This is a genomic window from Arthrobacter luteolus NBRC 107841, from assembly GCF_001552075.1.
GTDB lineage: Bacteria > Actinomycetota > Actinomycetes > Actinomycetales > Micrococcaceae > Arthrobacter_B > Arthrobacter_B luteolus.
Genome location: NZ_BCQM01000002.1, coordinates 166,187 through 187,340 on the forward strand (window position 1 = coordinate 166,187; position 21,154 = coordinate 187,340).

Below are 21,154 nucleotides of genomic sequence, written 5' to 3' on the forward strand. Positions count from 1 at the left end.
CCCAAATCGAGGCCGGCGGATCCCGGCCAGACCGGCCGGAGAAACGATGCCTGCCGCCGGACTGAAAGCGCACCTGGCGGCAATTTCTACACTCTTGCAGAACAGGCGCGCATAGCCAAGGATGGCGGGCACGGAGAAAACAGCTGCCCCGCAGCTTTAATGCCTCCGAAACGCAGGGGAAATCTTTAGCCCAAAGGATGTGGAAAGGCCCGCAGCGGTCTTTCGGAACAGGCGGCAGCAGTGCCGCCGGAAGGTGGAGGCTGTTTTGACAATCGTCCGTACCGCACTGACCCAGACAACGTGGACCGGTGACGAGGAATCCATGGTTGCCAAACATGAGGACTTCGTCCGGAGAGCCGCTGCGGAAGGCGCGGAGGTTATTTGTTTCCAGGAGCTGTTCCACGGGCCCTATTTTGGAATCGTCCAGGACAGTAAGTACTACGAATATGCCCAGTCTGTTCCGGGGCCGCTGACCGAACGCTTCGCCGAGCTGGCTGCCGAACACCATATGGTGATCATTCTTCCGGTGTATGAGGAGGAACAGCCCGGTGTCTACTACAACACCGCCGCCGTGATTGATGCCGACGGAACCTATCTGGGCAAATACCGCAAGAACCATATTCCGCACGTGGAGAAATTCTGGGAGAAGTTCTATTTCCGGCCCGGAAACCTTGGCTGGCCCGTTTTCGACACCGCCGTCGGGAAAGTCGGCGTGACCATCTGCTATGACCGGCATTTCCCCGAGGGATGGCGGGTACTGGGACTGAACGGGGCGCAGCTGGTCTTTAACCCCAATGCTTCCAAGCCCGGACTTTCCAACCGGCTTTGGGACCTTGAGCAGCCCACTGCGGCGGCCGCCAACGGATATTACGTGGTGGTGCCGAACCGGGTGGGGGAAGAAACCAACGAGTTTGGCGAGGAAGCCGTCGACTTTTACGGCACTTCCTATATCGCGGACCCGCAGGGCAACTATGTGGGGGACCGCGGTGCACGGGACCGTGAGGAACTGATGATCCGGGACCTGGACATGGATCTGGTCCGTACTGCCCGCAACAACTGGCAGTTCTACCGGGACCGGCGGCCGGATGCCTACAACCCGATCACTGCCCCGTAGGCAGCAGGCGGATCACCGCAGGCAGCACCGCACCCGGTCCAGTTCAGAGGAAGGCAAGGAAACGTTCTATGGCAACAACACTTATCTCCGGTGGCACCGTCGTCACCGCCACCGGCCGCAGCGCTGCGGACGTCCTGGTGGATGGAGAGAAAATCGCCGCGGTCCTGGCACCAGGCTCCACTCTGCTCGGCCATGATCTCGCCGCGTCGGTGGACACGGTCCTGGATGCCACCGGGAAATACGTGATCCCCGGCGGGATCGATGCCCATACCCACATGCAGATGCCGTTCGGCGGCACCGAAGCCAGCGATACTTTCGAAACCGGCACCCGGGCGGCGGCCTGGGGCGGCACCACCACCATCGTTGACTTCGCGATCCAGCGTTACGGAGAAAGGGTGATGGACGGGCTCGCCGCCTGGCATGACAAAGCCGCCGGAGAATGCGCCATTGACTACGGGTTCCACCAGATCATCGGTGACGTCAACGACGACTCGCTGAAGGCCATGGAATCGCTGGTGGACGAGGGAGTTTCCAGCTACAAGCTCTTTATGGCCTACCCCGGAGTCTTCTACAGCGACGACGCGCAGATCTACAAGGCCATGCGGGTCGGCGCCGAGACCGGGCTGATGACCATGATGCATGCGGAGAACGGCCCGGCTATCGACGCCATGGTCGCCGAGCTGCTGGCACAGGGAAAAACCGACCCGTATTACCACGGTGTGGCCCGCGCCTGGCAGATGGAGGAGGAAGCCACCCACCGGGCGATCATGCTCGCCAACCTGACCGGTGCACCGCTGTACGTGGTGCACGTTTCGGCGAAACAGGCCGTCGAACAGCTGGCGGCCGCACGGGACAACGGGCAGAACGTTTTCGGTGAAACCTGTCCGCAGTACCTGTACCTCTCGCTCGAGGACCAGCTGGGCGCCGGGGGGTTCGAAGGTGCCAAGTGGGTCTGTTCCACTCCGCTGCGCTCCAAGCACGAACATCACCAGGACCACATGTGGCAGTCGCTGCGCACCAACGACATCCAGATGGTCGCCACGGACCACTGCCCGTTCTGCATGAAGGGGCAGAAGGACATGGGAGTGGGCGACTTCTCCAAGATCCCCAACGGCATCGGCTCCGTGGAACACCGGATGGACCTGATGTACCAGGGGGTCGTGGACGGAAAGATCAGCCTCGAACGCTGGGTGGAAATCACCAGCACGACGCCGGCGCGGATGTTCGGCATGTACGGCGCCAAGGGCGTGATCGCTCCCGGAGCCGATGCCGACGTCGTTATTTACGATCCGAACGGCCACACCTCGATCGGGCTGGACAAGACCCACCACATGAACATGGACTACTCGGCGTGGGAGGGCTTCGAGATCGAGGGCCACGTGGACACAGTGATGTCCCGCGGCAGGGTGGTCATTAACAACAACGAGTATCTGGGCAGCAAGGGCCACGGACAGTACGTCCGCCGCTCCACCAGCCAGTACCTGGTTTAGGGGAGAACATGGAATTTGGTGCGGTACTGCAGTGCAACCCTCCCGCCCAGCGGACCGTGGCACTGGCCAAAAAAGCCGAGGAACACGGGTTCGACTACGTGTGGACCTTCGATTCGCACCTGCTGTGGCAGGAGCCCTACGTGATCTACAGCCAGATCCTGGCTGAAACCCGGTCCATCAAGGTGGGGCCCATGGTCACCAACCCGGCCACCCGGGACTGGACGGTGACGGCATCGGTCTACGCAACGCTCAATCAGATGTACGGAAACCGGACCGTGTGCGGGATCGGACGCGGGGATTCCGCGGTGCGGGTGACCAACGGAGCTCCAACCACGCTGAAGACCCTGCGGCAGGCCATCCATGTGATCCGCGAACTCGCGAATTCGCGGCCGGTCGAGTACAACGGGGCCACTTTGCAGTTCCCCTGGAGCAAAGGGTCGGAGCTGGAAGTCTGGGTGGCGGCGTACGGTCCGCTGGCGCTGAAGCTGACCGGCGAAGTCGGTGACGGTTTCATCCTGCAGCTTGCCGACGTCGACATCGCCGAGTGGATGATCCGCACGGTCCGGCAAGCTGCCGCCGACGCCGGACGGGACCCGGACAGCATCTCCTTCTGCGTTGCTGCGCCCATGTACATCGGCACGGACCGGGAGCATATGCGCGACCAGTGCCGCTGGTTCGGGGGCATGGTGGGCAACCACGTGGCGGACATCGTCTCCAAATACGGCTCGGATTCCTCCGTGCCGCAGGCGCTCACCGATTACATTTCCGGACGCCAGGGCTACGACTACAACGAACATGGCCGGGCGGGGAACACCCACGCCGACTTTGTGCCGGATGAGATCGTGGACCGGTTCTGCATCCTCGGCACCGCCGAAGAGCACATGGAAAAACTGGAGAAGCTCAAGGCCCTGGGAGTCACCCAGTTCGCCGGGTACCTCCAGCATGACAATAAGGAAGAGACCCTGCGGGTCTACGGTGAGACCGTTATCCCGGCACTGCGCGAGAACGTGGCTGCGAAGGCATGAAAACGGGGGCGCAACCCGTGCGGATGCTGCCCGCCCGGCTCCTGTGGGGGCTGGGCGGGGTGCTGGTCCCTGTCCTGGCCTGGGAGCTCTACAAAGCGCTCGGGCCCGCGGAAGGCGTGAGCATCGGCGGTGTGCCGCTGCTCCCGCGCACCACGGATCTGGCCATGCCGCATACCTGGACCATGCTCGCCAGGCTGTTCGCCCCGGAATCCTCCGCAGCCGGTGCCGCGCCCATGTGGACAGCGGTGCTGCAGGCAGCGGGCTTCACGCTGGGGATTGCCGGTGCCGGATGGCTGATCGGTGCGGTGGTCGGCCTGGGACTGGCCATGCTGATGCAGCGTTTCCGCAGTGCCAACTCGGCGATGCTTCCCTGGATCATCCTGAGCCAGACGGTGCCCCTGATCGCCATCGCCCCGCTGGTGCGGCGCTGGGGTTCCCAGCTCGAATTCGGACCTTTCGTCTGGGAGAACTGGATGTCGGTGGCGGTGATCGCTGCCTATCTGGCGTTCTTCCCGGTAGCCGTCGGTGCGCTGCGCGGCTTCAGCGCACCGGAGAAGGCCCATGAGGACCTGATGCACACCTACGCGCTGGGCTGGTGGCAGACGTTCCTGCGGCTGAGGCTGCCGGCCAGCGTGCCGTATCTGCTGCCGGCGTTGCGGCTGGCTGCGGCCAGCGCGGTGGTGGGCACCGTGGTGGCTGAGGTGTCGATCGGACTTCGGGGCGGAATCGGCCGCATGATCGTCGAATTCGCAGCAGCTGCCGGAGGGGACCCGGGTAAACCCTGGGCACCCATTTTTGGTGCCGTGGTGCTCGGCCTGGCCGCGGTGGGATTCGTTGCTTTGATCGGCGTCTTGCTGCGCCGTTACCGCAGAGGGGAACAGGCAGTATGAATGAGGCAACTATCCACCCTCCGGCGGCTGCCGCCGTCGAGGTGGCGGGCGTGGACCGGGTTTTCCGGTCAGGCCGGGATGAGGTGCAGGCACTGAGCGGCGTCAGCGTTTCCGTCGCAGCGGGGGAGTTCGTGTCCCTCATCGGGCCCTCGGGCTGCGGCAAGAGCACGCTGATGCGCTTGATCGCGGACCTGGACGCACCCAGCTCCGGAACGATCAGTGTGTTTGGGAAAACCGCCCGGCAGGCCAGGCTGGACCAGGACTACGGCATCGCTTTCCAGCAGGCCGGGCTGCTGCCCTGGCGGAGCGTCCGGGGCAACATCGAATTGCCGCTGCAGACCCACGGCGCCGCGGCGGCTAAGCGCCGGGAGCGTGTTGATGAACTGCTCGCGATGGTGGGCCTCGCTGACTTCGGGGAGCACTATCCGGATCAGCTGTCCGGCGGTATGCAGCAGCGCGTAGCCATCGCCCGGTCACTGGCGGAAAGCCCGAAGCTGCTGCTGATGGATGAACCGTTTGGGGCGCTGGACGAGATGACCAGGGAGAGGATGCAGAACGAGCTGATCCGCATCTGTGCCGAAACCGGCTGCGCGGTCGTGTTTGTCACCCACTCCATCCCGGAAGCGGTGTTCCTATCCGACCGGGTGGTGGTGATGTCTCCGCGGCCCGGTCAAATCCGGGACGTCGTCGACATCACCCTGGGTGCCGCTGCCGGCCGCGGCGCCGGGCTGCGGGAGGAGGCCGGGTTCTATGACGCGATCCGGCTGGTACGCGAAGCCCTGCACGGTGCGGAGCCGGCCGCCGTCCGGGGAGCCGAAACCCGATGAGCGGGATCGTCCAGGATCCGCCGGCGGCACCGGGCACCCGGACACCGCAGCGCACCTCCGCAGCGGCTGGAACACGGGGAGTGGCAGGGATCGATCCCGGCCGGCTGTCCGGCCTGGGCCGGAACCTGGCAGCGCCGCTGCTGCTGGGGGTGGCCGTGCTCCTGCTGTGGCAGGGGGCTGTCTGGCTGCTGCAGATCGAGCCGTTTATTGTGCCGGGGCCGCTGGCGATCGCCGGGGCGTTCTCCGAAAACCTGGCGAATGTCCTGGGGGCCGCCTCCGTGACCGGGGCGAATGCCGGCGTCGGGCTGCTGGTTGGAGGTCTGCTGGGGGTGGGAGCCGCCGTGGCATCCGCTGCGGTGCCGGCGCTGGACCGTTTGGCGGTTCCGATGGTGGTGGCGCTTTCGGTCATCCCGATCGTGGCTCTGGCACCGGTTCTCTACACGATGTACGGAGCGGATCAGCAGGCCACCCGCCAGATCGTGGCAGGAATTGCGGTGTTCATCCCGGTCTACGTGAACTCGCTGCGCGGTTTCCGGCAGGTAGCTCCCGTGCACCGGGACCTGATGCGGTCCTATGCGGCGGGCAAATGGCAGATCACTCGGAGCGTCACGCTCCCCAGTGCTGTGCCGTACATGTTCACCGGCCTGCGCATCGCTTCCTCACTGGCCGTTGTGTCTGCTCTCATCGCGGAGTATTTCGGCGGGCCGGTGGGCGGGCTGGGCAAGTCCGTAACGTCCGCCGCATCCAGCAGCAACTACACCCTTGCCTGGGCCTATGTGGTGGGGGCGGTCCTGCTGGGACTGCTGTTCTACGCGGTGACTGCCGGCCTGGAGAAGTACTTCTCCCGGCACACTGCGCGCACCTGATACACGCTCCATTTCATCCGCATCATCGTCCGCACGAAAAGGGGAATTCCATGAACCGACAGAACAAACCGGGCCAACGGCTCACTACGGTGGCTGCGGCCGTGGCTGTTTCAGCCCTGGTCCTGGCCGGCTGCGGCGGAGGCGGCGGGGACAGCGGTGACAGTGGCGAGGCAGCCGGGGAGCTGACACCGGTGAAGCTCCAGCTGCAGTGGTTCGCGCAGGCCCAGTTTGCGGGGTACTACGCGGCACTGGACCAGGGCTTCTTCGAGGAGGAAGGCCTCGACGTCGAAATCCTGGAGGGCGGTGCGGACATTGTGCCGCAGGATGTCCTGGCCTCCGGCGACGCCGACTACGCCATCTCCTGGGTGCCCAAGGTGCTCGGTTCGATCGAACAGGGCGCGGCTATCACCAACGTCGCCCAGATCTTCGAGCGGAGCGCCACCCTGCAGGTATCCATGGCGGACTCCGGGATCGACGGCCCCGAAGACCTGGCCGGCAAGAAGGTGGGCTCCTGGGGTTACGGCAACGAATGGGAGCTCTTCGCGGGGATGCAGCAGGCCGGCGTCGAAATCGGTGACATCGAGTTGATCCAGCAGGCGTTCGACATGAACGGCTTCCTCGCCGGGGACATCGATGCCGCCCAGGCCATGACCTACAACGAGTACGCGCAGGTGCTGGAGACCGAGAACCCCGAGACGGGGGAGCTCTACCAGCCGGAGGACCTGTCCGTTATCGACTGGAACGAGGAAGGCACCGCCATGCTCCAGGACGCGGTCTGGGCCGATACCCAGCGCCTGGAAGATGACGAGGAGTACCAGGCTACGACTGTCGCCTTTATTAAGGCTGCCATCAAAGGCTGGGCCTACGCGAAGGACAACCCCGAGGAAGCCGCTTCCATTGTGACCGGCGCCGGATCCACGCTTGGACAAAGCCATCAGCTGTGGATGACCAACGAGACGAACAAGCTGATCTGGCCGTCCACGAATGGTGTCGGCAAGATTGACGAGGCCGCCTGGGAACAGACCGTGGAGATAGCTCTGGGGACCAAGAACGAAACAGGTGCCACCATCATCACCGAGGAGCCGCCGGCCTCCGCCTACACCAACGAGTACGTGGAGAAGGCATTGGCGGAGCTGGAGGAAGAGGGCGTGGACACCAAGGGTGCAGACTATGAGCCCATCGAAGTGACGCTCGTGGCCGGGGGCAACTGACCGTTTGTGCGGCAGAACCACTGGAGTCCTGCTTCAACAACTATCCTGCCCGCTGGGAGCCCCTGCGGGCAGGATAGCTGTTAGACGGTTCTGGCGTAGAAGGCGAACAGCTGGCTGAGCGCTGCCTCCACGTAGGCATCGACCCAGTACGTCTCGATGCGGGTGGCACCGTCGATGAGGAACAGGTCCTTATCCTCGGTTCCCGTTGCCTTGGGCAGCGCTTCCTCGCTCAGATAGCGCGTATCGGCCTTGCTGCCCGCGATCATCAGGAGCGGAACATCAATCAGACCCAGCTGGTCTGTCGCATCAAAACTCATTAAATCGAGGAGACTGCTGAGCGTATACCTAGCCGTCGAGCCTGGGCACACATGGCTTTTCCCGTAGTATTCGAAACCCTGCCGGTACAAGTCGAACGGGAGTGCGGCGATCTGTTCATCCGTCAGGACAGAATCGCCGGCATACAGCACCTCTCCTGGCTGTCAAGGTTTACGACTGCTGCGCAGCCGCGCCGCTGCGGCCTGCCCCGCGACGAACCACAAGGCGCGACGTTGACGCGCACGCCACCCCCCTTTACGCGACACGAGTGTGAAGACGGAGGCGAGTGGGGCACTTCCCCTGGATTTCTAGAGTGTATGGGGCGTTGCTTTATCACATTGCAGTGGGATAAGTTGTCTTCACATCGCGGCGACGCAGTCACGGTGAGGTTCGCGAACATGGAGGTTCTCGATTGCGCAGATCAGCTCTCATCGGTGTGACACTTGTTGCCGCCGCGTTGCTCCTTGTTCCCGCCGCACCCGCGGTTTCTCTGGCGGGGGAGGCTCCGCGCGTTGGAGGCGTGGAGCGTCTCGACGCCGCCGCGGAGCCAGCCGGTCCGGCAGTGACCGATCTGGGCCCAGCCTCCTCTGTCACTTCGACTAATGCCGCCGAGCAGATCGGATCTGAGATCTGGACGGCCACCTCCGGGGTATCTCCGGTCAGGATCGGAGCGTTCGATGTTGGAACCCGGCAAGTCGAGCGCACCATCGATCTGCCCAGCGGCACCGGTGTCTGGGCGATGGCCCACATCGGCACCGATCTCTATGTGGGAACCTACGAGCCGGGGGACCTTTACCGGATCGACACCCTGACCGGCGGGCTGACGAAGGTGGCGTCCTTCGGGTCGTTTATCTGGTCGTTGGCTGCGTCCCCGGATGGAACCATCGTTGCCGGCACTTATCCCGACGCCGGTGTCCACAGCTACAACCCTGCAACCGGGGAGACCCGGTCCTACGGGACAGTGGCGCCTGGTGAAATGTATGTTCGCAGCATCGCTGTCGACGAGCACACAATTTATGCGGGCATCGGTTCGCGTGCGCAGCTGATTACCGTCGACCGGGAGAGCGGCGAGACAGCCAACGTCCTGCCGGCGGAGTTTGCGGACCGGACGTTCGTGGCGACTCTCGCCCTGGAAGGAAACCAGCTGGCTGCCGGATTCTCGCCGACAGGCACGATGGTGGTCTTCGATACCGACGATTTCAGCGCCGCGCCGCGGGTTGTGCAGCCCCCCACCGGTGATCAATATGTGACGGCGATCAGCCATGATCCGGCCAGCGACGACATTTTCTTCGGTACGCGGGCGTCAGGCACGCTCTACCGTGTGGCGGGGGGCAGCAGCGTCCCGGAGCCAATGGGTCAGCCCTACGAGGGGGCGTACTTTAACCGGATCCTGTTCGACGGCGGCCAATTGCGCGCGAGCCTGACCAGCCAGATCGTCACCTACGACCGGGCAACCGGGAAGTTCTCCGGCGTCGACCTCGGTCAGGCCGGCCTGCCGCCGGCACCCGAGCTTGCGAACCAGATCGCCGCGACCAATGAAAGCGTCCTGGTCAGCGGCAAGGCCGGGATCCAGGTGCACGATCTCGCGGCCGGCACGAGCAGCCGGCCGTTCCTGCCGGGAGCGGCCAAAACGATGACCCCCGTGGGGGATGAGGTCTATCTGGGCGTCTACACCCTTGCACGCCTCTGGTCCATGAAGCCCGACGGCGCGAATCTCCGGGAACTGGCACAGATTGAGAATGAGCAGACCCGGCCGACGGATGCCTGGTATGACGAAGAGTCCGGCCGCCTGCTGATCTCCACCGAAGCGGACTACGGCAAGCTCGAAGGGGCACTGGCGACGTACGACGTTGCCGCCGAAGAACTGACCGTCAACCGCGGCGTCGTACCGCGGCAGTCGATTCAGTCAGTCGCGGTCGAGGGCGGCATCGCCTACTTGGGCAGCGCCACCCGCAACAGCCTGGGCACAACACCGATTGAGGTGGAGGCAACGGTCTCCCGGGTGGATCTGGCCACGGGAAACGTTCTCGACCAGATCGTTCCAGTGCCTGGTGCGCAGCTGGTGACGGACCTGATGCCCTACGAGGGACATATCTACGGCACGACCGAGACGGGCGACCTGTTCGTTCTTGACGCCGGCGGCCGCGAAGTGATCACCACCACGAAGATCGGCGACGGCGCGGCTACGCTGGTCCGTGCCCGCGGGGGCCTATACGGCACGGACGGCACACGTATCTTCAAGGTCAAGGGAACTGACGAGGTGGAAGTCACCACGGTCCTCGATGGACTGGCCGCACAGACGTTCACCGTCGGGCTGATTGCCGCCTCACCGGACGGCAACACGCTGTACACGATCAAGGAACGAAACCTGATCGCCGTGACTCTGAAGGAGGACGACCCGGTTGCCCCCGAGCCCACGCCAACGCCCGAACCCACTCCCAGCTCTGAGCCCACGGCAGGACCCGGACCAAGTGCGGCACCGACGTCCGAGCCGGCAGTAGAGCCCACTCTCTCGCTGGGAGCGGCCACCGTCGTCGCCGGCGGATCGCTCATGATCAGCGGGACCGGTTTCGCTCCCAATGCCGGCGCCGGCATCGAACTGCACTCCACCCCTGTCACGTTGGCGGCCATAAAGACGGGCGCCGGCGGGGAACTGCGGGCCACGGTGACGATTCCCACCGATACAGCGCCGGGCCGCCACACGATCGTCGTGGAAGACGCGCAAGGCACCAGGGCCTCAGCGGCCATCTCAATCGGCGCCGCGGTGCTGCCTGCCACCGGCGCAGCCGCGGTAACCCCCTGGATGATTGCCGCCGCGCTGACCCTTCTGCTGGCGGGCGGAGTCCTTATCCTCGCCACGCGCCTGCGCCGGCGCCGGGTGTAACCCCCTCCCGGAATGAACTCTTTTTCGATGAAAGGTGAACATGCGAAACGTTTGCGCGGCAGCCGTTACGGCTCCGCCGCTGGTGCTTTCCAAGGACGTGCGTCCGGGCGAGGCCGTCGACCGCATGCGCGGGCATTGGCGCTCACGCATCGAGCGGGTGCTGCCGGACCGGCCGGACATCATCGTGCTCCCGGAGAACTGCGACCGCCCGCACGGCGCTGGATTCCGGGACGCCTGGTACCAGGAATACCTTGAGGCCAGGGGCGATGGCATCCTCGAAATGCTCTCCGAGCTGGCGCGTTCCCACCGTGCTGCCGTGGCCTACCCCGCGCATCGTCGGGATGAGTCCGGACGCTGGTTCAACTCGACTCGGATAATCGACGATCGCGGGGAGGTCGCGGGAACCTACGACAAGGTCTTTTTGACCATCGGGGAGAACGAGGATGACGGACTGGCCTATGGTGACAAACCCGTGGCCGTGGAACTCGGATTCGGCCGGGTCGCCCCGATCATCTGCTTCGACCTGAATTTTGAGGAACTCCTGGCGCAGGTGCGCACACTGGCACCGGACATGGTGCTCTTCAGTTCTGCCTTCCACGGCGGCTACCTGCAGCAGCATTGGGCCTACACACTGGGTGTTCCTTTTGTGGCCTCCGTATACCCGCCTGCTCCATCCGGGGTCCTGTCGGCGACCGGGGAGCACCTGGCACGGACCACCAACTACAACGAGGAAGTGACAGTCCGGTTGAACCTGGACGCCGGCCTCATCCACATGGCGTACAACGAGGAGCGGTTCGGCGAGATCAAGCTACGTTATGGGTCACGCGTGCGAATCCACGATCCCGGCCGCATTGGTGTCGTCCTGATTTCATCGGAAGACGAGAATCTCGCGATCGAGGACGTGATGGCGGAATACGGGCTTGAGCGGGTACGGGACTACTTCGATCGAGTGCGCTCCCACCGCACTCAGGCAGTCGCCGTCCGGGTGCCCTAACGGCCGGGGGATAGGGTCCTCCCCGGGTCAGCCGCGCTCCGCAAACATCGCCGAGGCGTTCCCCGAGACAATGGCCCGGACATCGTCCTCGTCGAGGGTGGATGCCGCCAGCTGAAGTGCCGTGGCCTCCGGAGTCTGGATGGGAAAGCCGGACCCGAACACCCAACGGCCGGGGTCATTGCCTAATCCGTCGGCGACGTGGGTCGGTCCGTTCATGTGCCAGAGGTCAAGCCGGACCTGCCGCGGCACATGGTCTCCGAGGTGCCGTCCGAGCTCCAGCCACTCGGCCAGGTTCAAGCCGCTCAGCAGTACCGGTGTTTCACCGCAGCTCCGGATAACGTCGGCCACCAGATGAAGTTGCGGATCCACTGCGGGAGAAAGCGGATGCCTTACACGAAAGTCGTCGAGCCGGAAAATAAGCTGCAGCGGCAGGTGGTGCTGTTGGCAGGCGTCGAGCACCGGCTGTAACTGTGCCGGCTGGCGTCCGTGGAAGCCTGGGGCGACGCGGATGCCGTGGAACCCGGCCGCTGCCGCCCACTCCAGCTCCGTGTGCCAGGACGGCTGGCCGGGGTCGATGGTCGCAAACAGCCGGAACAGGGGATCGCCTGCGCATGCCGCCAATGCCGCGTCATTGCCCGTCCGTGTGTCGAAACCGAACAGTGACGCCAGATGCGAGACCCAAACAGAGCGGAGTCCGAGCCGGGCGGCATAGGCCCTCAGCCCATCAACGTCGGCCGCGTTGCCCAGGCGGTAGGGCCACTGCCCGAGGAAGCAGCTGGTGTCGGTGGCACCGAGGCCGGCGAAGTTCCGCAGCAGCATCCGTCCACGATCCGTCATACCGCCACCTCGTTGAGCCAGCCCGCCACTGTTGCGCCGAAGATCCGGTGTTCGTCCGCCGGATCGAGGCTCGCGCCGAGTACCTTGCCCACGTTCGCAGCCAGGTCAATGTGGTGCAGGTCCGAACCGAACACCACGCGGTCGGCACCCAGCCGGCGGACGGCCAATTCCACTTCGCCGGCGCCGATGATCGTCCCCGAGGTGTCTACGGCCACGTTCGGCACATCCCGGACCGTATTCATGGCCGACTCAGCCTGCCCGCCCAGGTGCGCCATAAGGAACCGGACGCCGGGGTGACGCCGTGCAGCTGCGGCAATGTTTTCGGCGGTGGATTCGTAGGGGTATTGCTCGACCGTCTTCTTCCACGCGTGGGCCAGCACGATAAGCCGGTGCTCAGCGGCGTACTCGAGGATAGGGTCACACAACGGGTCGTCGGCGAGAGTCGCGATCCAGAGTTTGATGCCGATCATCCCCTCACCCTCAACATTGCGGCGGAGGTCTTCGAGGCTCTGCGCACCGAAGCGCGGGTTCACGTAGCAGTACCCGCGCAGCCGATCCGGGTAGCGGCGCAACTCGCCGGCGAGGCACTCGTTCATCGCACGCACCTCGTCCAGCCCGGGGTGCGGCTGGAAGGCGCCGAGATTGCTGCAGAGATACAGGCCGATTCCCAGGCGGTCGCCGAGATTGAAGACGGCGGGGTCGAAGCGGCCGTCGTCGAGGTGGGTGTGGGCATCTATACCGATCATGAGATCCCCATTTCGTGCAGGGCGGTGCCGACCCGTTGCAGGGTTTCGTTGATGTCGAGATCCGTGTGCGCGGCGTTAACGTAGACGACGCGGTAGAAAGAGAGGCCGTTCCGGAACGCCGCGCGGAAAAACTCCTGGACGAGTGCCTCATCGCCCGTGAACTGAGGGCAGGCAGGATGTCCCACGAGACGGATATCCATCCGTGCCTCTGCGAAGAGGGCGTTCATGCTATCCCGAAGCCGGGCGCCGGAGACGTGGAGCCGCTCGAGGATCGGCTCGTCGCGCATGGCTGTCATGGTGGCGGTAGCAGCTGCCAGCGACAGCGTCTCCCCACCGTGGGTGCTTGTGACCACTACTTCTCCGCGGTCGAGAACCGACAATACGTCCCGGCGTCCACAATAGACCGACAGCGGCATTCCATTGGCGATACCTTTGCCGAAGACCGACAGGTCCGGAATGACTCCCGTGGTCTCCGCGATCCCGCCGAGCGCTATCCGGAAGCCGGTCACTATCTCGTCGTAGGCGAGCAGCGCGCCGTGCCGGGTGGTGAGTTCGCGCAGATAGCGGTAGAACCCAGCGGCATCCGGAATCGACGGATAGTCCGCCGCAACCAGCACGACAGCAATGTCGGCGCCGTAGGCGTCAAACAGCCGGATCAGCTCATCGCGGTCATCCCAGTCCACCGCGTGGTGCAGTGCGGCGAGGGCTGCCGGCACACCGGGAATGGCATCGGCAGCTGCCCCTGGCAGGACACGTGCTCCCGGGGCCAGGGAATTGAGCCAGCCGTTGTAACCGATCTGCACGACGTGGTCACGTCCGGTGTGTGCGCGGGCAACACGGACGACGGCGGCGAGGGCCTCACCGCCTGTCTTCAGGAAGCGCGCGGCTTCGGCGCTCGTCACGAGGGAGCAGAAGAGCTCGGCGGTAGTTGTCTCCAGCGGGTGCGGATGACCAAACAGGATGCCGTCATCGAGCTGGGCACGAATCGCGGCGTCGACCCGCGGATCGCGGTAGCCGAGCGTAACCGGGCCGAGGGCGCACCGAAAGTCGATGAACTCCCGGCCGCGATCGTCCCTGACACGGCATCCGCTGCCCGCGACGATGACCTCGGGCTCCTCCGGGAGCAGGGTCGGTGCCTTCGAATTTGTGCTGGACCCAACGGGCATGACAGCGAGTGCACGCTCTCGCCACCCGCGAAGCTTGACGGGGGTGCTCATATCTGGCCTCTCTGCCGTATGGAGATGCTGCGAAACTGGTGCGGTGCGATCCGCGGTTCAGAGCCGCGCCGCGCCCTCCGTGGCGCAGACGGGCTTGTCATGCGGGAGCGGGACTATGGATGGCACCCGCATTCCCTCGACGCCGTAGATCTCGACCGAGTGACGCTGGAAAGCGTGAATGACGGCACCGTGCGCCGCAGCCTCGGCGCCGAGCCGCGCCCCGGCGATCGGAACTTGGAACGGCAGATCGATGTACCGGGGGAGTGCCTCCCGAAGCGGAGCGAGCAGCTGCTCGTGAGCTTCGGAAAGCCCGCCGCCAATAACGATCATGGCCGGGTCAACGGTCATGGTTAGCATGGCGATGCCGTGAGCGAGCTCGTCGATGAAGGCGTCCAGCTCGGTCTGTGCCTGTCCATCGCCCGCCAGAGCGAGGGCGAAAACCTCGGCTGCAGTTGGCGCTGTGCGCCAGAGGATCTGGCCCGTCGAGGTTCTCAGGCCGCGGAATGCCAAGCGGCCAATGTCGCCGGCGGCGTTGTGGACGCCTCGGCGCGGCCGCCCCCCGAGGATCAGCCCCATTGCGATCCGGTTCCCGACGGACAGATAGATCACGTCTTCGACCAACTGCGCTACCCCGAGGTGGTGCTCGGCAACGGCGGCCAGCCGCACTCCGTTGTCAACGGACACAGGGCGACCGAACGTGTGCCGCAGCTGCGCGCCGATGTCGATGCCGGACCACTCCGGGATCACGACGGACGTAGTCACGAATCCTGCGTCATCCACGATTCCAGGGAGCGAGACACCGATCGCCCGGACGCGGGAGGGGGGTATCGCAGCGGTTGCGAGCGTCGCGCGGATTCCGTCTGCGACAGCGGCAAGCTTTGCGACACCGTCGAAGTGCGCCGAGACCCCGTCATATGTCTGCTGCGAAACGACGTCGCCGCCCCGGTCGGCCACGATCACGCGAATGCTCGCGACGCCGATATCAACGCCGACGACCACTCCGGCGTCCGTGCGAAATGCATACTGCCGAGCGGGGCGCCCGGCGGCCCCGCTGGTCACGACAGGGCTCTCGGCTACAAGACCAGACTCGATCAGAACGCTGATCGCGTTTTCCACTGACGTACGTGAGAGCTCCAGGCAACGGGACAGCTCATTGACCGTCGCCGGCGCCGCGTCACGCAGATGCAGTGCGACACGCGCTGCAATGGGTGGCTGAATCGCCTCCACCTACTTCACCATCCTCTGGGCTCGTTATGCGAATCAAAATACCATAGTGCGTGCGGATAAAGCTGTTCCCGCAGCATGCCTTATTTAGAGGGCGAATAAATTGCCCCTTGACGGATTATCACATGAGCGTGGCATAATGACGCCCGAATAGCTTTCCGCAAACGCAAAGGAGCATTATGCGCGTCAGCAAGTCCATCGCCATCACCGCCGCAGGCATCGCCACCGCGATGATATTGGGCGGATGTTCGGCCGGAAACAGCAGTAATCCACAAGAGCAGGACATCATGGTCTGGCTCTACCCAGTCATCGCCGATGAGGCCGAGAACAAGGCGTTCTGGGACTCGACGGTCGAAGCGTTCGAGAAAGAGAACGAGGGCATCAACGTCTCGTACGAGATTTTCCCCTGGGCGAATCGCGACGAGGCGCTGCAGACTTCGATCGCAGCCGGTAAGGGACCGGATCTTGTGTACCTGATCCCCGATCAGCTGCCCGCCTACCAGCGGTCAATCGCCCCCCTCAACGACCTGCTCAGCGAAGAGCGGCAGAAGGACCTGCTTCCCAACGTCAAGGCATCTGTGACGATCGACGGCGACATTCTGGGCGTGCCGGTGCTGACAAGCGCGACGCCGCTGCTATGCAACGCCGCGGCGTTCGAGGCGGCCGGTGTTACCGAGTACCCGGAGACGTGGGACGACGTTCGCGACATGGCGCCGGCCTTCGCAGAGAAGGGTATGTACGCGCTGAACTACCCGGGCTCGACTGAAGTCGGACTTAACCTCAGCTTCTACCCGCTGCTGTGGCAGGCAGGCGGGGAAGTGTACGACGAGGACGGTGCCGTGGCCTTCGACAGCCCGGAGGCGGAGGACGCACTGACGTTCCTGTCGGACCTCGTCGAGGCCAAGGCTCTCGACCCGGAGGCAATCACCACCAACGCGCCGGTTGAACAGACGGCGGTGGGCCAGGGCAAGACCGGCTGCACCTACAGCAACACTGTGGTCGATATCGAGCCGTTCTGGGGAGCCGAGAACATTGTGGTGCTTCCGGCGCTCAAGAAGGAGACCTCCATCGCCTACGGCACTGTGGGTTCGCTGGCAGTGCTCAAGGACTCCGAGGCCCCGGAGGCAGCAGCCAAGTTCGCCGAGTACGCAACCGGCGCGGAGGCGATTGAGCCCTACCTCAAGACTTCAGGATTCTTCTCGGCACTGAGCACGACCGAGCCGCTCTACGCGGACGATCCACTGCTCGGCGAGGTGGAGAAATATGTGCCTGACACGACGGTCGGTGAGCTTGCTCCGAGTTCGCGGGCGATCATCGGTGTTCTCTCTCCTGAGATCCAAGCGGTACTGCTCGGCCAAAAGTCGCCTGCCGAAGCGCTGAAGACCGCAGCGGATGCCGCGGCCCCGCTGATCAAGTAAGGATCGACGAACGGATGCGGAAGGTGCCCAAGACGCGCCTTCCGCATCCATCCAGACGGTGGAGTGATGTGGGGATGATGACAATGGGGACAAACGACGGCCACGGCTGCGTGAGGTGCAGATGATGACAATGACGACGACGGCCGGCAAGCCGCAAAGCGCTGGGAAGGCGAAGCCAGCTTCGGCGGCGACCCGGGTGCTCGCCCGCCGTGAGTCACGGGTGGCGCTGATGTTCGTGCTCCCCGCGTTCCTTCTCTTCCTCGCGTTCCGTTTCGCACCGACCTTCGCCGGCGTCGCGCTGAGCCTGTTCGAATACGACATCTCGGGGGAGGTCGCCTGGACCGGCATCGCGAACTTCCAGCGGCTCATCGCAGATCCGCTCTTTTGGCGGTCACTGGGAACGACGGTGGCCTACACCGTCTGCGCCGTCCCGCTCTCGCTCGTGCTCTCGACACTCATGGCACTCGGAGTGCGGCGTGCCTTCCGGGGTGCCCGTTTCTTCCGCTCCATCTTTTTCCTCCCCGTGATCACCTCCCTCGTCCTGGCAGGTTCCATCTTCGTTTGGATCTTCTCGGCAAACGGGCCGTGGGCCGCGCTGATGACCCCGCTGGGAATCAGCGGATCCTGGCTGGGCAACACTGCTCTCGTTGTGCCGGCGATCGTCTTGGTCGGCGTGTGGTCCCGTTTCGGCTACGGAATGATGATCATGATCGCCGCCCTGCAGGACGTCCCACGCGAGCTCGAAGAGGCAGCGCTCATGGATGGAGCGAACGCCTGGCAGCGCTTCCGGTGGATCATTCTGCCGTACCTGCGCCCCACGATTTTCTTCCTGGCCGTCATCGAGACGACTTTCGCGATCCAAGTCTTCGACGTCATCTATGTGATGACCCAAGGCGGCCCCGCGCACGCCAGTTATTCACTCGTCTACATGCTTTATGACCAGGGTTTCCGGTACTTCGACTACGGTTATGCCGCCGCAATCGGCGTCGCGCTCTTCGTTATGACCCTGATCGTTGCCCTCATTCAGCGCCTCGTGATCGGAAAGCAGAAATGACCGGAACGACCGAGCGGATCCGCACTGAGAAGGCCCGCCGTGAACCTGCCGCGCCGAGCCGCAACCGCTCATTCCGAGCTCTGGAGCCGACGCGCAAGGGCGTCGTGCTGCGCTGGATCTGGCTTTCGGTGGCCGCTGTCTTCAGCTTCTTCCCGTTCTACGCGATGATCGTGCTGAGCTTGAAGCCGGGCCAGGTCGTCGAGCTTCCCGGGTCCCTGCTGCCGACGGGATTATCCTTCGACGCCTATTCGCAGGTTCTCAGCGGTCAGAACATCCTGGGGTGGCTCGGCAACACGCTGATCTACTCGCTGGTCTCTGTCGTCGTCGTACTGTTCCTGTCGGCTCTCGCCGGATACGCATTCGCCAAGAAGCGCTTCGCGGGCAAAGAGGTGATGTTCTGGTCGTTCATCGCGATGGTCATGGTGCCCTTCCACGTAACGCTCATCCCGACGTTCATCCTGATGGCCGGACTCGGCGGCATCAACACATACTGGGGCTTGATCCTGCCAACCCTTGCGAACGCCCAAGCGGTGTTCCTTATGCGGCAGTTCATCCAGGGGATGCCGGACGACCTCTTCGAGGCGGCCCGCATCGACGGTGCCGGGGAATTCCGAATCTTCCTGCAGATCGTGCTCCCGCTGTGCAGGCCGATCCTGGCCACTCTGGGAATATTCGTCTTCCTTTGGCACTGGAACGACTTCCTGTGGCCCCTCATCATCGCCAAGTCCAATGACATGTTCACCCTGACCGTGGGCATCTCCTCACTCCAACAGCAGACGGTACCGCTGAGCACGATGCTCGCAGGCTCGGTCGTCGCTCTTATCCCCATTTTCTTCGCGTACCTCATCGCTCAGCGGTACGTGCAGGAGGGCGTGACCAGCACCGGAATTAAGGGCTGACGCCTGCCTTGATATCTCCTCACTTTAGGAAGGACCTACACGTGACAGTTCACGCATTCGACGGAGAAGCGGCACTTGAAAACGTGCTCACCACCCCCAGCGAGGCTCTCGTCGCCGACCTTGCCAAAGGAGCCGGCGATCTCGTGATCCTCGGCGCCAGCGGAAAGATGGGCCCGACACTTGCCGTGCTGGCGCGCAGGGGGATGGATGCCGCCGGCCGCGCCGGCGATCGAGTGTTCGCTGTTTCCCGCTTCAGCGACGCCTCCGTCCGCCAGCGCCTGGAGTCTTCGGGCGTTACGGCCATTCCCTTTGACCTCGTCGCGAACGACGACTTCTCCTCGCTCCCCGACGCCCCGAACGTTGTCTTTATGGTTGGTGCGAAGTTCGGTGCCTCCACCGCCCCCTCCTGGGCATGGGAAGTCAACGCTGCCCTTCCCGACCGGATAGCGCGACGCTATCGGAACAGCACGATCGCCGTTATGTCGACCGGTAATGTGTACCCGTTCGTCCCGGCATCTTCGGGCGGCGCCTCCGAGGATATCTTCCCTGCTCCGATCGGCGAGTACGCACAGTCGTGCCTGGGCCGCGAGCGCGTTTTCGAATTCGCAGCGCAGGAGCGCGGGACACGTGTATCGATTATCCGCCTGAACTATGCCATCGACCTCCGGTACGGGGTGCTCGCCGACATCGCGAGCGCCGTGCATGCAGGACTGCCCGTGTCGGTCGCGACGGCAAACGTGAACGTGGTCTGGCAGGGCTACGCGAATGAGGTGGTACTCCGCAGCCTCGAACAGGCATCGTCCGATGTGTTCACCATCAACCTCACCGGCCCGGAGACTCTTAGCGTCGCTGCCGTCGCACGCCGGTTCGGCCAACTTTTTGTGCGCGACGTCGAGCTGATCGATGAGCCAATGCCAACGGCACTGCTGAGCGACTCCAGGCGCTGCATGGCACTGTTTGGCTACCCGCCGATCACGGCTGACGCCTTGATCGAGCTGCAGGCGGCGTGGGTCGAGGCCGGGCATCCAATGTCGGCAAAGCCGACCAAGTGGGCCGTCCGGGATGGCAAGTTCTGATGCCGTCTGTCCTTGGCCTGCGCCCTGAGGCAGCACGCACGCTGGCGCGTGGCGCGGTTATCCCAGCGCATCCACTTGCTCTGACGGCTGAGCGCCGTCTCGACGAACGCCGTCAGCGTGCCTTGACCCGGTACTACCTCGAAGCCGGCGCCGGAGGCGTCGCAGTAGGTGTGCACACCACGCAGTTCGAGATCCGCGACGCCGAGCATGTCCTCTTCGAGCCTGTGCTGGCTCTCGCCGCAGAAGAGCTCGACGCCCACGGTGAAGCAGGCGTTCTGCGCATCGCGGGTGTCGCGGGGGGAACGGCGCAGGCAGTGGCAGAGGCCGAGGTCGCACGGTCGCTCGGATACGACGCCGTCTTGGTGAGCCCGCGCGTCGAAGGCGCGGATAACCGGTTGCTCCTGGACCGGGCGGCGGCCGTGGGAGAAGTGCTCCCCGTAATTGGCTTCTACCTCCAGACGGCGATCGGCGGGCCGGTGCTGGGGCGGGACTTCTGGCGCGACTTCGCGTCGATCCCGTCGGTGGTGGCGGTCAAGGCCGCGCCGTTCGACCGCTATCGTACGCTCGAGCTGGTGAGGGGCGTCGCGGCGTCCGGCCGCGCGGACGAGATCGCGCTCTATACCGGCAACGACGACGCGATCATTACCGATTTGCTGACGGAGTTTCACGTCGACGCGCCTGATGGGCCGTGCACGCTCCGTTTCGCCGGGGGCCTCCTCGGCCAATGGGCGGTGGGGACCAAAGCTGCAGTTGCTCTGCTTGAGAAGGCCCATCAAGCCGCGGCCGGAGACGCCGGCTCACGCCGCGAGATGCTTCGTCTCTCTGCCGACCTTGTCGACTTCAATCAGGCGGTATTTGATCCTGCGAACGATTTCCACGGCGTTATCGCCGGGGTGCATGAAGTGCTCCGCCAGCAGGGCCTCCTCCAGGGCATCTGGTGCCTGAACCCCGAGGAGGGACTGTCGCCGGGGCAAGCGAAGGAGATCGAGCGCGTGCGTCTGGCATACCCCGAACTCAACGATGACAGCTTCATCTCGGAGAACCGGGATCGGTGGCTGCGGTGAGGG

Annotated in this window: 19 protein-coding genes; 14 read left to right on the top strand and 5 right to left on the bottom strand. The window is 64.3% G+C overall.

What is annotated here, in order from left to right; translation table 11 throughout:
- Positions 1-265 precede the first annotated feature (265 nt).
- The 7 genes from AL3_RS04795 (at position 266) to AL3_RS04825 (ending at position 7,423) form a co-directional block, all read left to right on the top strand.
- Positions 266-1,114, top strand: a complete 849-nt coding sequence (locus AL3_RS04795) for a nitrilase-related carbon-nitrogen hydrolase (protein WP_066297457.1) — start codon at positions 266-268, stop codon at positions 1,112-1,114.
- Positions 1,115-1,182: 68 nt separating this feature from the next.
- On the top strand, positions 1,183-2,604 hold the full coding sequence (gene hydA / locus AL3_RS04800) for a dihydropyrimidinase (RefSeq protein ID WP_066297460.1): 1,422 nt from the start codon (positions 1,183-1,185) through the stop codon (positions 2,602-2,604).
- An 8-nt stretch (positions 2,605-2,612) separates the two neighbouring features.
- Complete coding sequence (locus AL3_RS04805) at positions 2,613-3,629, top strand: TIGR03842 family LLM class F420-dependent oxidoreductase (protein ID WP_066297463.1); 1,017 nt, start codon at positions 2,613-2,615, stop codon at positions 3,627-3,629.
- Positions 3,626-4,519 (top strand): ABC transporter permease, encoded by an 894-nt coding sequence (locus AL3_RS04810; protein ID WP_083521454.1) that lies wholly within the window; start codon positions 3,626-3,628, stop codon positions 4,517-4,519. Before AL3_RS04805 ends, AL3_RS04810 begins: the two co-directional genes overlap by 4 nt.
- Positions 4,516-5,346, top strand: coding sequence for an ABC transporter ATP-binding protein (locus AL3_RS04815; RefSeq protein ID WP_066297467.1), 831 nt, complete (start codon positions 4,516-4,518; stop codon positions 5,344-5,346). Before AL3_RS04810 ends, AL3_RS04815 begins: the two co-directional genes overlap by 4 nt.
- A complete protein-coding gene (locus AL3_RS04820; RefSeq protein ID WP_083521455.1) occupies positions 5,343-6,212 on the top strand; it encodes an ABC transporter permease in 870 nt (289 codons plus the stop codon). Before AL3_RS04815 ends, AL3_RS04820 begins: the two co-directional genes overlap by 4 nt.
- Positions 6,213-6,262: 50 nt before the next feature.
- A complete protein-coding gene (locus tag AL3_RS04825) occupies positions 6,263-7,423 on the top strand; it encodes an ABC transporter substrate-binding protein (protein ID WP_066297469.1) in 1,161 nt (386 codons plus the stop codon).
- A gap of 80 nt (positions 7,424-7,503) precedes the next feature.
- Here AL3_RS04825 and AL3_RS18775 read toward each other — a convergent pair whose 3' ends face one another.
- The gene (locus AL3_RS18775; RefSeq protein ID WP_205054112.1) at positions 7,504-7,740 is read right to left on the bottom strand and encodes an alpha/beta hydrolase family protein; all 237 of its coding nucleotides are present in this window, start codon (positions 7,738-7,740) and stop codon (positions 7,504-7,506) included.
- 410 nt (positions 7,741-8,150) lie between these two features.
- On the opposite strand from AL3_RS18775, the gene AL3_RS04835 reads away from it, so the two are divergent.
- Together AL3_RS04835 and AL3_RS04840 are read left to right on the top strand one after the other, a co-directional pair.
- The gene (locus tag AL3_RS04835) at positions 8,151-10,622 is read left to right on the top strand and encodes a YncE family protein (RefSeq protein WP_151723944.1); all 2,472 of its coding nucleotides are present in this window, start codon (positions 8,151-8,153) and stop codon (positions 10,620-10,622) included.
- Between the two features lie 40 nt (positions 10,623-10,662).
- Positions 10,663-11,616: a carbon-nitrogen hydrolase family protein gene (locus AL3_RS04840; RefSeq protein ID WP_066297478.1), complete on the top strand. Its 954-nt coding sequence runs from the start codon at positions 10,663-10,665 to the stop codon at positions 11,614-11,616.
- A 27-nt stretch (positions 11,617-11,643) separates the two neighbouring features.
- On the opposite strand, the gene AL3_RS04845 is transcribed toward AL3_RS04840, so the two are convergent.
- Genes AL3_RS04845 through AL3_RS04860 form a run of 4 tightly spaced genes read right to left on the bottom strand, consistent with a single transcriptional unit; the run spans position 11,644 to position 15,643 of the window.
- A complete protein-coding gene (locus AL3_RS04845) occupies positions 11,644-12,453 on the bottom strand; it encodes an amidohydrolase family protein (RefSeq protein ID WP_151723943.1) in 810 nt (269 codons plus the stop codon).
- Entirely contained in the window at positions 12,450-13,199 is a 750-nt protein-coding gene (locus tag AL3_RS04850) for an amidohydrolase family protein (protein WP_066297485.1), read from the bottom strand. The genes AL3_RS04845 and AL3_RS04850 overlap by 4 nt, the downstream gene beginning before the upstream one ends.
- On the bottom strand, positions 13,196-14,416 hold the full coding sequence (locus AL3_RS04855; protein WP_083521457.1) for an aminotransferase class III-fold pyridoxal phosphate-dependent enzyme: 1,221 nt from the start codon (positions 14,414-14,416) through the stop codon (positions 13,196-13,198). Before AL3_RS04855 ends, AL3_RS04850 begins: the two co-directional genes overlap by 4 nt.
- A 57-nt stretch (positions 14,417-14,473) precedes the next feature.
- Positions 14,474-15,643, bottom strand: coding sequence for an ROK family transcriptional regulator (locus AL3_RS04860; RefSeq protein ID WP_066297491.1), 1,170 nt, complete (start codon positions 15,641-15,643; stop codon positions 14,474-14,476).
- A gap of 176 nt (positions 15,644-15,819) precedes the next feature.
- On the opposite strand from AL3_RS04860, the gene AL3_RS04865 reads away from it, so the two are divergent.
- The 5 genes from AL3_RS04865 (at position 15,820) to AL3_RS04885 (ending at position 21,151) form a co-directional block, all read left to right on the top strand.
- Positions 15,820-17,058, top strand: coding sequence for an ABC transporter substrate-binding protein (locus AL3_RS04865; protein WP_066297493.1), 1,239 nt, complete (start codon positions 15,820-15,822; stop codon positions 17,056-17,058).
- A 130-nt stretch (positions 17,059-17,188) separates the two neighbouring features.
- The gene (locus tag AL3_RS04870; RefSeq protein ID WP_151723993.1) at positions 17,189-18,112 is read left to right on the top strand and encodes a carbohydrate ABC transporter permease; all 924 of its coding nucleotides are present in this window, start codon (positions 17,189-17,191) and stop codon (positions 18,110-18,112) included.
- Positions 18,109-19,011 carry a carbohydrate ABC transporter permease gene (locus AL3_RS04875; protein WP_083521458.1) on the top strand — a complete coding sequence of 301 codons (903 nt, stop codon included), beginning with the start codon at positions 18,109-18,111 and terminating at the stop codon, positions 19,009-19,011. The genes AL3_RS04870 and AL3_RS04875 overlap by 4 nt, the downstream gene beginning before the upstream one ends.
- A 41-nt stretch (positions 19,012-19,052) precedes the next feature.
- Positions 19,053-20,087, top strand: a complete 1,035-nt coding sequence (locus tag AL3_RS04880; protein WP_066297500.1) for an NAD-dependent epimerase/dehydratase family protein — start codon at positions 19,053-19,055, stop codon at positions 20,085-20,087.
- A gap of 170 nt (positions 20,088-20,257) precedes the next feature.
- Positions 20,258-21,151 (top strand): dihydrodipicolinate synthase family protein, encoded by an 894-nt coding sequence (locus AL3_RS04885; RefSeq protein ID WP_246168576.1) that lies wholly within the window; start codon positions 20,258-20,260, stop codon positions 21,149-21,151.
- The last annotated feature ends 3 nt before the right edge of the window (positions 21,152-21,154 follow it).